The sequence below is a fragment of the Gilvimarinus chinensis DSM 19667 genome, assembly GCF_000377745.1.
Lineage (GTDB): Bacteria > Pseudomonadota > Gammaproteobacteria > Pseudomonadales > Cellvibrionaceae > Gilvimarinus > Gilvimarinus chinensis.
Map to the genome: position 1 here is coordinate 27181 of NZ_KB898715.1, position 17527 is coordinate 44707.

A 17527-nucleotide genomic window follows, 5' to 3' on the forward strand; every position below is an offset into this window, starting at 1 on the left:
GCTAATCCCTCCGAGAGAAGTTGCGATTACCGCACGTTTTTGACTCTTCGACACATGAATATGTTGAATGGGTGGATATATTATTGGTCACATTTCCTTCTTCATCCAAGATTTCGTTCTTATCTCCGCGCAAGGTATTAACAATACCACCCTCGCCCTCAAAACCATTAATTCCTCTTGCAATTCTCTCTACAAAGGACAATGGAGAGTTTAAATCTTTGCCTTTCACTTCAGGCAAGTACAGACCTTGATTACCTCCTAGAACCTCTGACACTGAATCCCCATCATTAGATATGGATCCAGCGAACGTAAACCCACTCTCCCTTACTGATCTCTCCATCGATTCGTTCGCAACAGGGGATCCATACATCATAAATGTCACACCTGCAGCCTGTTTAGTTGTTATTCCTAACTTATCAATTCTCACTCCGTCGTTATTTAAGGCTGCATTAACAATCGCATTAGCTTGAGAATGCAGCGCAAAGTTTGCGATATACACATCATCATCTTTTTTCTCCCCTATTTCTGAATACTGTTCACTTCTAGCAGACAAGGTATTAGAAATATACTCACCCGTTTGACGTGACACTCCAGACTGTAGCCCCGCGCGATCAAAGAGCTTATCCATACCAGCTTCTAAAAGATCCCCTACCACTCCGTGAGTTGGGTTATACGCAACATTAAAACGATCGCTTTGAGTCTGTTGTTTGCCGTTGATTATTGCCTGCAAGGGATTGTTCAACATACCGTTTACAGAGTTCTGATCCGTTGCTGTCGACTTGTCAATATCTGCACCGATCACCAACGTCAAACCGTTTAGTTCACCGGCTGACGGGCGCTGCCCCGGATCACTGAGAATCTCTTTTAATAGATAATTTAACTTAGCAGTATCGGAGCCGCTACCGGATAATGACTCCACTATGAACGCTTGACTATCTACAATACTGTCATTTGGATTTTCAATGATCTTATAACTATCGTAATCACCACCTGAGGCTAGAGGATCATCGGTGGGCATTACAATTATTGGTTGATGTTGATTGTCTTTAACTCCCAGGACAGACGGTAAGCCACCAATAAGCCCACCACCAGATAAGTCTGACGGTGTAATACCGTAAGTCCAATCATTTAGATCCTCAAGAAATTCGCCTATTGCCATCTCAAAAGCATTTCCCTCGTATGCCTTTGGCACATTTTGAGAAATTATTTGTATATTTTCACCGAAGCTTTCAAGGTCCCCCTGAATCTGCCCCCTTCCCTCCTCACTAAAAAACCGATGATCTACCTGCAAATCAACATTCCCCTCCTGTCGATCAATACTCCACAATTCTTTCGTGGTATTAGCGGTATCACGATTTAACCCAGCAAGCACCGAGCCTTCCGCAGCCCCAGCCTCGGTTAACTCACCATTTTCTTCAAGCGCCACGCCTCCCACAGTAATATTACCTGTACCCAAGGTAGCCATCGAATTACTGGCATCGTACTCAGAGGCATTGCTGTAGGTAATATTGGTGGTGTTAACGGTCATGTCTCGGCCTTCTCCATCTTTAGCGAGTGTTTGGCCTTGCTCTAGCTCGGTGGTACTGGCTCCGCTCAGGCTGACGCTGGTACTAATTGACCCACTGGTTTGATTACTCATGTGAATATCGCGCAAGTCGGTAAAGCGAAGCTCGGAGGTGGTGAGATTAAGGTTACCTAAATCGTTGCCCTCGTCATCGGTGGTGCCGATGGTGGCGCCGGTGATTTGAGTGACTCCGCCTACGTTGATGTTAGCGATGCCGCCAGAGGTGAGCGAGCTACGCACGGTCTCTTTGGTAACACTCATGCCATTGGAAGCGTTGATGCCACCGTTGGCACCAGCTAGGCCTGCTATGTCGCTAACCCCTTGACCACGGGTGTTGCTAACGGTTTGTCCGGCGCTGTTAGTTACGCTGTCTTTTTTGCTGTCTGCTGTTCCCCCTAAGCTAATACCACCACTTACACCCATACTGTTGTTTTGCGTACGGCTGCGGTTTTGTACAGACTCCACCGCTAAATCGCCGCCGATAGTGGCATTAAGCACGCTCTCGGCGCGAACGTTGCCTCCGCGGATGGTGGCATCATCGATGGTGTTGAGAGTCATGTTGTCCGCCATCAAGGTGCTGTTGTTGTAAGTGGTGTGGTTCTCGCCGCTTTTGCTGCGACTGTAATCACCACTGATGCTGGCACCACCGGAGGCGCCATAGACGGTCATTTGAGCGGTAATGTGAGCCTGCTCAGAATTACTGTCTATCTCTAAGGTATCGCGGCTGGCCAGCACATCAAGGCTGCCGGTGTTGATAGACAATGCATTGTCGGCAATAACGTTGCTGCCTTGAATGGTGGTATTGGTACCGGCGGCCGACGCTTGCCCCACACCGGTTTGGATGTGGATATTTTGGCCAGTAACGTTAGAGGCGAGTGAGGTGGTTTCTTTAATCGTCTCTTCTGTTTTGCTGGCATCAATATCCAACTGGACGCCCGCGTTAAAGCCGTAGGTTCCTGTACTTTGCGCGGCCGCCGCCGTCTGTTGAGCCAAGGCGGTGATCTTTGCGGTCAAGTCGGCTTCCGCCAAAACGACACCGCCCTGGTACCACTCTTTGTCGCCCTCAACGTCTTCTACCAACTCGCGCATTTCAAGCAAGTCGTTGTAGTTAATGCCCGGTACGCCGTTTTCGTAATCGGCCTCCATTTGGCCCAGATTACTTTGCAGTTGTTTGAGGTTGTTCTCGTAGTTTTTAAGGTCTTTTTTAGCCTGCTTGACGTTTTTGCGAGCATCTTCAGTCGCTTCTATCGCTTTAACCACCTCAGCCGCTTGATGCTGAACCACTAAACTCATCTCGGCCGTGCCATGGACCTCTTTGGTTTCAGACTCGTAGGTGTTGGTGGCCTCTTTAATGGTGACGTTGTTACCCGCCGAGAGGATGACGCTGTTTTCGGGGCCAGTGCTAGGCGCGGCCTGCGCAACACGCTGGCCGCCAGATTGATACTCGGCCGATTGCGCTACTGTATCGGTATAGATCACGCCGCCATTAGGGTTTTGAATCGCATGGGGCTGTTCCGCATCATCGGCCCCCACTCCGGCGACTAAAGTAGAGCCCTCGATCATGATATCGTTCGCTGCATCAACGATAACATTGCCGCCGCTGGTAATGGTGGAGCCGGTCATGTCGGTGGCGTTGGTTTGTGTCTCTACCCGGTCGTAGGTGGCATCCGCAAACGTTAGCGTAAGTCGGCCATCTTGGTTTTTTATGGGGCCATCGGTATCTCCCCACCCCTCTACCAGATCACCCAGGCCAACCGTTTTAGACTCTTCAAAACTAAACGTCTCGCTGGTGTTAGCGGCCGACAACACTTTCACATCGCCAATGTCAGCGGTAATCTTTACACCGGCACCGCCGTGAATATTAGAGCTCACAATCGTAGTGCTACCCGAATCGACAATCACCACACCTTCAGCATTTATATTACTGCCCACAACTTGCTGTAACGTCTCGCCCGTGCGAGATTCTTCGGCGGCGTATATATCACCACTAGTAAAGAAGCCTGACGACTTTTTCCAGCTCTCTTCACTACTAGATTCCACACCGTTGGCAATAAACACTTGATCGATGGCTTTTAGTTCAATGTCTTTGCCGGCGCTTATATCCGTACCAATGGCCGACAGGTTATTCCCGGCATCCATAACTACGCTACCACCGGCATCAACTACGGCGCTGTTCCAACGAGCTGTGTCGGTTACCGCGCCAACCGATTCACTACTAAAACCACCAAAACCGGTACTGCGACTTTCTTGATACTCATAGTCTTGGTAAGTGGTTCCGGTGATATTAATGTCATCTCCGGCACTAACCAGAATATGCTCATCCGCCTGAATCACACCGCCAACGATATTGACATTACTGCTATCGAGATTGATTAGACCCTGGTCCGAAGTCTGAGTATTGATTAGTACGCTACCGCCTGCGGCAATCACACCGCCAGCGGCTGACTCGTGCATTGATTCACTGATGTTGGTTTCACTGCGACCAAACGATTTCTTTTTCTTTTCGTAGCTATAGTGATACTCAGAATCCGTTACCGCCACCAAGTTCGTATCGCGCTCGGCGTGCAAGCGAATATTGCCGTTTTCGGAAATCACATTACTGCCAGTTAAGTTGATATCTTGTCCGGCTTTAAGGCTAACTCCCTGATCGCCAATAACATTGGCTTGGGTATGGGTTATTATCTCGCGCTCGCCTTTAAGGTCACCATAATCGAAACGACTGTGGCGACTATTGGCAACGGCTTCTAGGTTAATATCGCGGCCTGCGCTTATTGATGCAAAGCCGCCGGCGTCAAACTGAGTACCCTCGGCATTGATATCGCGACCGGCATCGACTAATAAATCGCCACCACTTTGAATGTTCGCAACCTGATACTCAACCCGGCTACCTTCGCTGTCGTGATGAAGGGATTGATAGGTGGATTTTTTCTCTATCGCTTCAAGCTGAATGTCATTGCCCGCACGAAGGGCGACAAATGAGTCGGCAGAAAGGGAGCTTCCTTGCAGTTCAAGGTTGTTGCCGGCATCCAGCGACAGTGAGTTATGGGAAACAATCACCGAGGCTTCGCCCACTTTGGTTTTTACACCCTGGCTCCAGGCCGTGCTGTATTCAAGTTGTTCGAATTCGGTTCTGTTAACTATGTCGCCCAGTTCGGTGGTTAGGGCAACGTCTACGCCTTCAAGGTAGCCTTGCTGGTTAATAATATCCTGCTGCGCCGTCAGGCTAAGGGTGCCACCCGACACCATATCGGCCACCGAGCTGTTGATAATACTGCCACCCTCAGAGTTTACCCATAACCCACGGTCTGCCCCCAGCGAACCAAGGTTGGTAACATCGCCGCCTGCGGTTAGCTCTAACAGATCTGCCTGTAAGCTGCCGGTGTTAGTCAGGGTTTCGCCCGCTGTTAACCTTAAACCACTTAAAGAAGCGAGGTTAGCATTTTGATCAATTGCACCATCAGCCGAGAAATTCATGGTGCCGCGGCTGCGAACATTTTCGTTAAACGTGATGTTACCGCCAGACTCGACGTACACATTACCGCCCACGCGAAGGGCGCTGTCATTCGCCAGCATGTCATCCTGGCTTAAACTGGCCAGATACAGCCGGGGAACGAGCACGGTTTCTCCGTTTACTTCTTCCTCTACCATCCAGACAATATCGTCGGTAAGGCTGGCCGCTTGATCTGCAGTAAGCGCAATACCCACGGCCAGCTCCATCGAGCCATTGGCGGCGATGGCGTTGTCCATCAAGTGTTGCATGCGCGCTTCGTCGCTCACGCCGTCAGCGCCAAAACTCAGGTTGGCCTGACCCACTAGCGCCTGGTTGACCAGCTGGGTTTCATAAAAGGCGTCCCCAAGGCGCTTTTGGGTTTTATCCGGGTTGTAGCCAATGGCGTTCAGCAAATAGTCGGAACCAAGAAAGTTACCGTACTCGGTGTATTCCGGGCGGGTTTCTACCAGGTATTGCCCTTCGGGAGTGGTGTTTTCAACGTAAAGGCCGCCCAGGTACTCGGGGTTGTAGTTATCCGGGGCGGTAGAAATTTCAACGCCCGTGGGGCTTTGCGCCCCCGAGGCTTCGGGGTTTTTCGGGTCCACCATGACGTATTGGCCACCCGGGGTTAGCACCACTTCTTTGCCCTGCTCGGCGGCGCGGTTTTTAAACTCGGCCAGCTGATCTGTACTTTCCGCCGGAAGCGTCTGGCTGCCGCCTTCAGTATTGGTGTTGCTGGCCACCACCTCGGTATTGCCGTCTACCTGGGTACCATCTACCGGGGTGGACTCGCCATCAGCCAGTGCTTGCTGCTGGGCGCCGGTGCCATCAACACCCGCGTCACGGCCTTGTGCCTGCTCAGCAGCGGAAACTTCTGGCTCTGGTGTGTAGCGTGCAATTAAGTCTTGCAGTTGTTGTTGTACAAAGTCATCACCCGCTTCGGCGCGCTCTTGCGTGGGCCGCGCCGTAGAGGCAGCCGCTTGCTGGGCCTGAGCCTGCTTGGCCGTGGCATCCTCAGCTTGGCGAGAAAGAATGTTTACGTGTATTTCTTTGTCGCCACCGGCTGTGGCATCTCCATCGCGCCCGGTTTCCTGATCTGCATATTGCCGTTGCGACTGGTTGGTGTTTCCTCTTTGACCGTCTCTGCCGCCGTCGCCTGTTACGCTGGCGTATTCATCTTGTTTTTCTTGGAGGCGGCCAACCGCTTGCGCGGTGTTGTTGACACTGATTGAGCGCTCGTCCACCCCGTCAAGACTGCTACTTCCCTCAAATGAAATATCATGCTCAAAGCTGGCCGCCATATTCCCCGCAACGTTAATTTGGCCGTACTTAAGGTCAGCGTTTTCGACGGATTCTTCCTGATTGCGGTTCTTATGGCCTACAAGCCTATACTCTCTCCTAAATGTTTCAACACCGGTATAAGGGTCATTCTCGTACACATCAAATTCAACATCGTACTCATCGTAGGTTGTTGTAATTACATCGGTTTGATTTTTAGCGGTATTAAAGCTGGCCAGCTTCGCCCCTTGAGCGGTGAGGTTTCCTCCAACATTGATATTACCAAAGTCATTGATCACATCTGCGTTGTAAAAAGCCATGTTGCCACCGGATGAAATTAATCCAGCTCGTTTACCCTCCGTTCGAACCACAGTGGTGAAGTACTCTTTTTCTGTTACGAGTTTCTTATCGTAAAACTGAAGGTCTTTCTGTAGAGGAACGCGACCAGGATGAAAACCTTCCGTGATAGTCATCCCGGATAGCAGTGCTTGTCCTTCTGAAGTTTCTGCCCCGTTGCCCCATTTCTCCTGAAACGCGACATAGGTACTGTCTTCAGTGGTATCGGTTAAGCCCAAATACTCTTCACTGACACCCTCTGTCGAGTTGACGACGCTTTGCGCCGACAAGCTCATATTTGTTGAAGAATTGATAGTGCCGCCGGTATTTTGAATCAGATGAGCGCTGCTACCAGAGGATTTACCTCTAATATCGATTGTGCCTAAGGAGAGAATGTCCGCGTAGTAATTGTTTAAGGTGTCTCTTACCCCCAGAGTCATGGAGGACCCAGAGTACAAAACAGCGTTGTTCTGGTTGGTAATATTATCGGCAAACAACTCAAGATTATTTCCCGCGCCAATAGAATGATTGTTTTGTACACTCGCGGCGTTAACAATTACGTTGCTTGAGCTTTCAATGGTGCCGCTATTATTCAAGTTTCCGGTAATGTTCAGCTCCGCCGTAGCGCCGCTGCTGATTACAGCCGACACATCATTGGTTAAACCTTGCGAAGTTAACGTGACATCCCCGTTGGCTGATATAGTGCCGCCATTAAAAATACTGCCCTCGCTGGCAAGAATAAGGCTACCCTCACTGACTAAGGATTCGTTGGCACCAAGGTTAACGCTATTGATTACCTGAATATCCAACAGGCCTTTGGCCTCAATATTCCCGCTGCCTATATTTAAGGTGTCCATACTCAAATGCAGGATATTATCTGACGCGAGCGTCCCGCTATTGGAAAAGTTAGCAGTCTTTACTTCTAGTGCCTCAGCCGCACTTACCGTACCGGCATTGCTAAAGCTGCCGCCTGCCGTATCAATAGCAAGAACATTGCCGCTGTCCACCTGGCCGGAACTAGCGTTGTTAAACGATTGTGCATAAACGCTGAGAAAACCCCCTGCGGATATGTCACCGGCGTTGCCAAGGGCCTGAGTGGTTTGCAAGGAAAGGTTGGCGTTGCTGCGAATATTACTGTCAGAATCGCTTTGGTATTGGTTAAAGGTTAAATCCAGAAAGCCTGTGCCGGTTAAGGCCAGGGTGCCGCCGGCGTTATTAAACGTATTTGCCACATCCACGTTAAAACCAGAGCCACCTGCCGATATAGTGGCAGAGTTTGTCAGGTCGGAAACAATAATTTCATTGGTGCCAGAGCCGGTGCCAATAATTCTCGCCTGGTTTGCGTTAGTCAACGCGCTGGTATTTATGTCCAGCACAGCGCCAGAGAGTACGCCTTGATTGTCGTTTTCAATAGGGCCGCCGCGTAAGCGCAAGGTACTAACGGATTGTACTTTGCCACTGGCATTGTTTAGCCCAGAGCCAGCTGTAACCGTGAGGGTGCCACCCGTGTGTTGAATGCTGCCATCGGTATTATTAAGAGCGCCGCTGGTAGCGACCGAAAAGCTGGCATTATTGGCGACAATACTACCGCCACGGTTATTAAGACTTCCTACACTGATGTAACCGCTGCCGCCACTGGTAGACAGGATTTTACCGCCGCCGGTGTTATTAAGCCGCGAGGCGTTTAATTGCACCCGGCCACCTTGCAAGTGACCGTTGTTATTTTCGATGGTGCCATTGGTATCAATATCCAAAATGCCATCGGCAATCAGGACGCCTTGCTGGTTGTTCACCGCAGCACTGATGTCGATATCGCCCTGGGAGTAAAGGGTGCTGCCAGTGTTAGTAAAAGTACCCACTCCGGTAATGCTAATACGCTTGGCCGCCGATACCGTGCCAGCGCCAGTAATGCTACCGCTAAGTTGCGCAGTGCCCGCGGTGGACACTGTGCCACCGCTAATGTTCATAACACCGGCATTGCCCAGTTTTAAAACCCCGGTGCCCGCATGAACGATACTACCCGCATTGATTACATCCCCCATAAATGATTGGTTTTGGCTGTTGCTGGCCAAGGTTGCGCCGGTTCGGTTGGTCAGTGTAGCCACAGCCAGCTCCATCGAGCCCGACACGCCGGTGGCAACTACTTGCCCGGCATTGTCCAAGGCGTTGCCGCTTAGTTGAATGCTGCTGGCCTCTATCCGACCGAGGCTCTGGTTCACCAGCGTGTCAAAGTCTGTCCACTGCAAGGTGCCGGCACTGATAACGCCATTGTTATTCAGCACAACGCCGCTGGCTGCCAAAGTACCGCCGGTTTTTAGGGTGCCGGCAGGTTCATTTGTGCTTTCACTCTGAGAGCTGGCGACACTTTGCACAGCAGCAGCGCCCGGCAACAGGCCATTGTCGAGTTGGGTGGTGTTTAGGGTAAAGGCGCCCGTGCCATTGTGGGCAATATCGCCACTATTGCTAACGCGGCTGGCAGTTATTGTGGCGTTTTGCGAATCGGTAACGATAATGCCACTGTTATTCAGCGCACCGCTGGCGGTAAGGTCAAAACCAGAGAAGGCGGTGATACCTCCCGAGTTATCTATTTGCCCTCCCACGGTTAGGTTCAATGCTTCGCCAGCACGGATAATGGCCTGGCCGGCGTTAATCACTGCACCGGTAATATCAAGGGTCATATCACCATCGGCCAGTAAGTTGCCCGTGCTGTGCAAGTCGCTGGCGCTGACGTGAATATCCCCGGTAGAGGCTACGGTGCCAGTAAGGGTGAGGGTATCGGGGTGGTCGAGATTAAACAGCCCGCTACCGGTGTGAATAACGGTACCGTTTTCGTTGTCGATTTCACCAAATACAAAATCCCAGTTGGTGGAGCTATTGCGTACGGTGCCGTAGTGATTGCTAAATTTATCAACATTTAAGCTCAGGGTGTCTTCACCCTCGCCCACCGAAGCCACAATACCCTGGTTGGTGTTATCCACCCACTGGGCGGAAAGGTTTAGGGTATCGCCGGCGATATAGCCTTCATCCGCGTTATGAATTGTGTTTTCGGCGGTTAAGGTCACGCCCCGCCCCGCAATGGCGCCATCGGTGTTATCAATACTGGCAGCGTTTAACGTAATGTCGCCGGCCGATTGAATCACACCGCCCGCGTTGCGCAATACGGATTCACTATTCGCGGTAAACAAACCCTGGCCGCGGTGCTCGATGATACCCCCGGTGTTATTCAGCTCAAGTCCCACGAGGGATAGATCGTGTTGGAACACCTGCAACGAGCCACCATTGCGGTTATCCAAAAGCTCGCTTTGCAGCGTAAAGCTGCCGCTGCCTTCACCCATAGCAATCAAGGTGCCGGCGCGATTGTCTATTTGATTAATATCCAAGGACAAAAATTCTTGCCCTTGAATGTAACCGCCGCTGTTACTCAGCTGCTCTGCCGTAAGGGTAGTGTGCGCTGCGTTGATAATGGCCTGGCGGTCATCTTCACCCGATTGGGCAAAGGCATTGTTAATAATTTGCGCGCTGTCGATGAGCAGATGATTTTCGGTATTGATTTGGCCGCCGGTGTTATTCAACACACTAGCAAGCTCCAGTACCAAGTTGCCCTGGCCTGCTTGTTCGATAAAGCCGCGCTCGTTTAGCAAGGTGTCAGCCTGGATGGTGACGGCCCCAGACTCTGCCAGCACCGCGCCGCGAGAATTATCCAGAATGTCTTGCAGCGATAGCGCTATACCTTTTTCCGAGAACACCGAGCCGTGTGTATTTATTAAGGTATCAGCGTTAATGTTCAGGCCGGTCGCGGCCTGGATAATTCCGTTAGTATTATTCAGTGCCGATGCATCCACCTTCACGGCACCCTCTGCACGCACTTCGCCCTCGCGGTTATCCCAGTTGCCCTGCGCCACGGTGATAGAGCCGCCCGAATACACCACCCCCTGGTGGTTAACCAGCCCGTTAAACGACAGCTCACCTTCGCCCAATGCGGCGACAACGCCCTGGTTAATTACTTGTCCATCCATGTGACTGTTCGCTGAGCTGAGCTGCAGCCGCGCTCCGGCGCTGTTTTCCAGGCTATTACCATTAAGGCTAAACGCATTGTCTTGTTCAGAGGTAACCATCAGCAGGCCACCTTCGTAGCTGCCGTCACCAGCGGGCGTGGCCTGGTTGCGCAACACACCAGAGCGCAACGAAAACTGACCAGTCTGGACGGTGCCAAAGTTAGTGGCATATTGAGCATCCAGGCTCATCCAAACAGCATTGATAAAACCGTCAAATTGGTTTTCCATTTCAGTGGCATAAATTTCAATGCCGTTCGCTGCCAGTGTCCCACTGTTGGTAAAACGCTGCTGCGCTTGAACCTCGATATCGCCATCGCTGACGATAACGCCGTCGCCGCTATTCCAGTCTGCGAGGCTTTCAAGGGTGAGTGTGCCGGCAGCGGCGTGGTAGAGAGTACCGCTTGCGTTATTAAACCCGTCAAGCTGCAAGGTCTGATCAGCCGAATGAATTTCTAAGGTGCCGTACTGGTTATTCCAGGTGCTGCCACTCCAGAAAAAGTCATCCGTTTGGGTGGATTGCGATAGCACCAAACCGCCATCCGTGTTTTGCACCTCGTCGACGTTTAACGATAAACCTTGCCCAGCAACCAAAGTACCGCCTTGGTTATGCAAACGAGCGGCGGATACCTCGGCAGTACCGGCCACCTGAATCAACCCTTGCTGGCTGTTGTTTACGTCGGTGGCGTCAAGCTCTAAGGCGCCTTGCGTCGCCACCTGGCCGCCGCTGTTGTCGATATCCGATAGCGTTAGTAAGCCATTACCGGTATGCAACAAGGTGCCTTGCTGATTGGTGAGCGCCGCGCCGATAGACAAATGCTCGCCGTGGGCTTCAATCAGTCCGCCGCTGTTATCTACTTGGGCGGCTAGCAGCCGCAAGCTCTCGCCCTGCTCACCAGTGGCCAGTATGGTGCCTTCGCGATTCGTCAGAGTATGGGTATCCAGCGTCAGCTGTTGGCCCTGAACCGTGGCGGTGTTGTTGAGTGTATTCGCACTAAGGGTAAGAGTGTCGGCACTGAGGTAGCTTTGCCCGTCGGTATCGGCTCGGTTGATGACGTCGGCGGCCTCAATTGCAAGGTTCGCGGCGAGAATCGTGGCGGTATCGTTTACCAACTGCTGAGTGGTAATGCCTAAGGTATTGGCGTTGATTTCTCCGGCCAGGTTGTTCAGCTGCCCCGCCTGAATATCCAATGTGCTGGCACTGAGCAGACCTTGCTCGTTAATCAATTCGGCGGCCGACAAGCTAACCGCCCCGCTTCCGGTACCGGCTATTTCGCCCTGGTTATGTAACTGACCTTCGGCAATTACCGTCAGCTCGCCATCACCGGCCAGTACTCCGGTATTGTTCAGGGTATCGGCCTCAAGCCGCAGCGTTTGGCCTTGTGTTTGTGCCACTACCCCGCTGTTGTCTATTACCCCACCTTGTACGGTGGCCACACCATTGTAAGATTCAATATGACCACTGTTGCTCAGTGTGTCTGTCGTAATCGCAAGCTTGGATGCAGCTAGTTCATCAGCCGCCAGCAACAACCCGTGGTTAACTGTCTCGGTGGCGGACAGCACAAGCTCCGAGGCTTCTACGCGGGCATACTGGTCATTCACGAAACGTGCGGCGGTAATGTCTATCCAGTTCGCATTTAGCCAACCACGCGCTTGTTCGTTTGTCGAGCTGTTAGTGATGGTGTCAGCGCGAATACTGATACCGCCATCGGCCAGAATCTGGCCCGCCTTATTCTCAAACGTGTGGGTATCAACCAGCAAATTATCAGCCGCTTGAATCACACCCTGGTTAACAAGGTCAGTAGCAGCCGTTAGCTGAACATTCGCTTCACCGGCAATAACAGACTCGGCGCCGTTGTTAATACGCCCTGCAGTAACCGCCAACTCACCTGCGCCACTGTGAACAATTTGGCCGCTGCCACCATTGTTTAGTTCATCGGCACTGATGGCAAAGCTGCCGCCATCTACCTGTAAGCTACCCGCGGTGTTATTGAGCGAAGAAGTTACCGCTAGTGTGCTCGCCTCAAGTGAATTGGTGGCAAGTAACAGCCCTGCGGTGTTGTCTACGCTATCGGCCGCAATACTGAAATAATCCGCACTGATTAATCCGTTTGCGTTGTGCAGTGCCTCAAGGGTGAGGTTAAGCTCCGAGGTGGCAAGCCGACCCTGGGTATTATTAAAGTTCGCAATATTTGCACGGATCTGCTCATCCGCCACTAATAAGCCACCCGCCGTGTTATTCAGTGAAGTTGCGGTAATGTCCAGCTCGGCCGCCGAAGAGATAACACCACTGGCGTTATCCAATTGTGCTGCTTGTAAAAGCAGTGTCTGCGCCGCGCTTACTTCACCGTTGGCGTTGATGAAACTATCAGTGTCGAGCGTAAGGTCGTGGCCAGATGCGATTACACCATCGCGGTTATCGAACGCATCGGTCGCCACGGCCAAATGAGTCTGTGCCCCCGAGGCAAGCAATAACCCTTGCGAATTAATAAGTTCGCGCGCCTGCACGGACAGCACACCACCATAACTTTCAATGCGCCCTGTGTTGGCCAATGTATCGACATTAAGCGACGTACCGGAAGCGTCTTGTCCGTAGCCAATCACGGTGCCAGCATTTACGAAACTATCTGCAAGAATGTCCAGCTCACTGGCCTGAACCATACCTTCTTCGTTATTTAGTAGTTGTCCCGCCTGAGTTGATAAATTCTGAGCACTGATAAGGCCGGTATTATTCATTTGGTTTGCGTTCAGGATTACGCCGGTGCCAATGACATCCCCCCGGTTAATCAACTGATGAGCGTCAATGTTTAGATCGTGAGCGGCCTGAATCACCGAGTCGTTGACAAGGTTTGTTACATTGAGATTCGCCGCTTGGCCTAGCGCTACCACATAGCCTTCGGCTTCATTGTTTAACTCATTTGCCTGTATTGTGAGATTGTCTTGGGATTGAATGACCCCGGCGTAATTAACAATGCCCTGGGCGGCATTTAAGCTTGCTATGCCCTCAGCGACAATCTCCCCCGAGGTATTGTCAATTGACTGCGCCGACACACTTAATGAGCCTGCGGTGTACACCTGGCCACGGGTGTTATCCAGCGCCTGCTGCTGCAGCGTTAGCATACCCTGCCCCTGGTGCAGCAACCGTCCATCACGGTTGTCTAGGTGGGTATCACTCAAATCCAAAGTCACACCGTAGCTTTCCAGTAAACCACGATTAATAAGCTCATCCACATAAAAGATCAAGGCTTCGCCCTGCTGCGAAAACGCGGATACCACGCCGTGGTTTGCAAACTTTGGCGTGGTAATGGTGACGCTGTGTCCACTTATTTCACCGTCTAGGTTATCGATTTCTTCCGCGTTCAGGGTGACATTAGTCGCAGCGGATAAAACGCCCTGCTGATTCAAAAATGTCTCGGCCTGAATATGAATGTCGCTATGGGACGATAGTTGCCCACGAGTGTTCACGACCTGATTGGCCGCAAGTGATAAGCCGCCTTCACCAAACGAGATAATCTCGCCGTCGGTAAGATCGAGTGTGTTTTCAATGGTAAAGCTTGAATCGGAATCAGAAAACAGATGAATGCGCCCGGCGCGGTTGTTCATCTCGGACAAATCAAAAGTCAAGCTGCCGCCCGATTGCAGTAGGCCCTGTTCATTGTTAAAAGCATTTACCGTTAAACCCAGATTTTTACCCGCGCTGATTTCACCGCCGCGGTTATCGATTACCGATGCCCTGATATCCAGACTTCCTGCGGTATAAAGCGTGCCGGTACGGTTATCAAATACAATGCCGGTAGCAACAGAAAGCCGCCCTTCACCGTGGTGAATAATACGGCCGCCCTGTGTCTCGTAGGCGATATCACTGAGTTTCAGGTTATGGGAATAAACCTCTAGCAGGCCCGTATTGAAAAAATTACCGACGCTTAGCTGGAAGTCCCGGTCGCCCGCCCCTGAGGAAAGAATCGCCCCCACGTTGTGTATATCTGTTGCATCAATACTGAGCGACTGCGCTTCAATCAAACCGCCATTGTGATTGGTAAGCTGATGTAATTCGAGGCTCACATTGTCGCCGCGCAGCTGGCCATCATTAGCCAACTGATCTGCGGTAAAAGTGAAACTGCCTTGGGATTGGAGCACACCGGTATTGCGCAAAGACCCTAATGCATCAATGTGTAAGTCCTGGCCGGATACAATAACCCCGTTGCGATTATCCAGAGCATCGCTCGCAGCAAAAGACAGAGACACACCACTTGCACCAGAAATTTCGCCCCCGACGTTATCTAGCGAAAAAGTTTGCAAGTTCAAACGATTGGCAGCCGAAAGCAACCCGGATCGGTTGCTGATACGGTGCGCATCCACGGTAATGTCAGAGGCCGCCAACTGACCATCGTCATTGACAAGATCATCGGCGGTGACAAACAAAGCATCGCCATTAATGACGCCAAGACGATTGTCCAGGCTGGAAATATCCAGGCGAATGTCGCCCTGGCTACTAATAACACCGTCGCTATTATCAGTATGGCTTGCGGTAATATTGAACTCGCCGTGGCCGTAATGGAGGATGTCGGAGTCGTTATTGATTAAGCTTTCGGCGGCGATATCAAAATTCTCACCCTGCGTCTGTATGCTGGCGCCTGCAGTGTTGCTGATAAGCCCTTCAATGTTCAGGGTCAAGTCAGCCTGCTCACCGTGAGCGAGCAAAAGCCCGCCCGCGCTTTGATACTGAGCGGCATCAATATGTAACTGTTGCGCTTGAATGCTGCCCCGGTGATTGTTGATACTTTGCAAGCCGCCGGTGAACGAGTCGGCTGACAGCAGGCCTTCGGTATTTGTCAGGTCAGTAGCGTTGAGCGTAAAGGTCTGCGCGGTGATCGCCCCATGTGTGTTATTTATATCATTTAACACACTCAGCGTTAGCTCACCCTGGGTAGAGCTGATGGTGCCACCGGTATTGTTCAGGCCACCCGTTGCGGAAAGCTGTAACTCACCTGCCGAATGAATGCTTCCCTGCTCGTTGTCAATGTCGCCCTGAATTTGAAGCGAAAGGCCCGAGCCTTCCGTATCGCTCGCCAGCAGAACACCGCTGCGATTATCCAACCTACCGGCATTTACACTGAGGGTTTGTGCATCAATAAAGCCTGCATCATTGACGATATCTTCTGCACTCAGCGCTATGCGCTGGCTTTTAATTTTCCCCTGCGAATTTTCTATATCTCCTTCAGCCACCTGGATGCTGATAGCCTCGGTGCTAAACAGAGTACCTTGCGAATTGTTTACGCCGTTATCAACATCAATAGAAAGCTCGAACTGATCTTCTGCATGAATCTCTCCGATGTGATTGTCCAGTGCATCGGCGGAAAGTTGCACATTGCCCGCCTGGGCCTGAAGCACACCGGCGCGATTACCAATTTGCTCGGCAACGTCAAAATTTATTCCCCCACCGGATACGATGTGGCCGTTATTATTGTTCAGCGACTGCAATGACAGCGACAAATCTTCCGCGCTGTACATAAAACCGGAATTTTCCAGGTGATTAACGCCATTCAAGCTAAAACTTGCTTCAGGCAGTAGCGAGCCATCCTCCGCCAGGCCTGCGTATAAATTCCCTTGCTGGACGATATGGTCCGACTGCAAGGACAGTGAATCTCGAGCGGCTAGCATTCCTGTATTGGTGATAGTGTCGCTTGCAATAAGCTCCACTGTCGGCGCGTACACTTGCCCATCGGCAATGACACTCTCAGAAGCGGAAGCAATGGTAACGGCTTGATTAGAGACCGCATTTTTTAGGCGAATGTCGCCATCTGCCGAAATTTCCAGCTGCTGAACCGATTGAATTAAACCCTCGCTGTTAACGCCCAAACCTTTTTCGGTACCAATCAGGTGGATGCTTTGTGCGTACATTCCGCCCAAAGCCGCGACGTCCAGCGCAACACCAGACGATGTAGAGCCTTGCGAGTTTTCGGTCGAGCTGATAACACCGTCGCGGTAAGAGAAATAGTCGTTACCGGTTAACACGTTAACCTTTTTACCGTAAAGACTGGCATTAATAGTTGCCATGCGCGTTACGATATCGAACCGGTCAACATTCGAGGTGTTGATGCCATCGCCCTGGAGCACAAAATCACCGTCACCCAGCGTAAAGCCATCCAGGTTGCCGTTTGTCATATTGGCCCGGCCAGTGACTAAGGTTGCCCGGGGAATATTGATAAACCCGCAGCCATCACAGGTAATGCCATTTTGGTTTGCGAGTACAAATTCAGCGGCTTGGCCTGCCACCTCTATGTGCCCCAGTAGGTTAGAACGGGAGGCGCCGGTTACCTCTGTTAAAATTATATTGGCCAAACCGCCAGTTAAATTGCGGTTACCGTCGGTCCAGCCGCCTAACTGAGTCAGAACCGGTGCGGTGCTATTGTTTAAAATCAAGCCGTTTTCATCGACGTTAAAATTCTGGTAGCGGTTATGAGATACTCCCGCTGCACTGGCCTCGGCAATATCCACCACCAGTGTACCGTTAGAGGATTCTTTTAAACGAGATTGATTACGAGCGGGGGCCGAGTGATCGACAACCACCCCCGCGGACATATCCGCTGAAACTTTTTGCGCACCCGTTCGACGAGAACTGGACTTTTGGATCGTACCGGTTTGCATGGCTTGCTGCATTAACTGGCGCATTCGAACTTCATCGGCGCGCTGCCTTTCTGCCAGGGCGGGGTTGGCAATCATGGCGATAATGACAGAGAGAGAAATAATCCGTGTTTTGTTTTTGCGTTCCATAGTGCGCTCGCGAACTGTGTTGTTTGATTATTT

1 protein-coding gene is annotated in these 17527 nt (G+C 51.4%); it reads right to left on the reverse strand.

Annotation, left to right across the window (positions count from 1 at the left end):
• Position 1: 1 nt before the first annotated feature.
• A complete protein-coding gene (locus D568_RS0117770; RefSeq protein WP_020210961.1) occupies positions 2 to 17494 on the reverse strand; it encodes a two-partner secretion domain-containing protein in 17493 nt (5830 codons plus the stop codon).
• Between the last annotated feature and the right edge of the window lie 33 nt (positions 17495 to 17527).

Bases quoted from the DNA above. Each gene is read 5' to 3' on its own strand.
- D568_RS0117770 (WP_020210961.1), bottom strand. From the start codon at position 17,494: ATGGAACGCAAAAACAAAACACGGATTATTTCTCTCTCTGTCATTATC.